General features: G+C 45.1%; 1 pseudogene. It reads left to right on the plus strand.

From position 1 onward, the window contains the following. Positions 1-460 (plus strand): annotated as a pseudogene (locus CIK90_RS01225) (hypothetical protein); the annotation flags it as partial. Positions 461-563 lie beyond the last annotated feature (103 nt).

Here is a 563-nt window from a genome sequence, read left to right on the forward strand (position 1 = left end):
AGGCTCATCCAATTTCAATCTAAAAAGCTGTAATATAATGACTTACGACATTACAACAAAGACTGCTCCAGCCATGCCAAAACTTGGAAAAGGCTTGGATTTTGTGAAATTAGTGCTCTCACAGGTATCTCCAGACATGCGTGAACCTATCGCTCCGACACTTTTTGATGCTGCTGCAGCACATATCAGTGCAACTGAATTTTTGTATCCAGACCTATCTTGGAAGGAACTTTGTGGCATGATAGATGCACTTTCGGCAGGTTCTGCAGGCGGAAAAGGCCAACTGCAGGGATATGTTGAAGCGATGATGCGTTTCGCGCGAAAGCATGATGAAGTGGAGTTACAGAAGCTCGTGGAATGGCAAAGAAGCATGAAGTCGAAAGGTGCCAACAAGGAGAAACCTGTGCGCCCGGATGTGGCTTTTTGGTTTCCGCCTGCCGATTCGAACATCCGTGGTTGAGTGGCGAGGCGCAACAGTTTCTGTTTGGCGAACGGAAGATGTGTGTTTCGTGTATAATAAGATAATTTTGTAAGAAATTTGATAAAATGTCCTCGAATCGCAG

Source organism: Prevotella sp. P5-126 (assembly GCF_002251185.1).
Taxonomy (GTDB): Bacteria; Bacteroidota; Bacteroidia; order Bacteroidales; family Bacteroidaceae; genus Prevotella.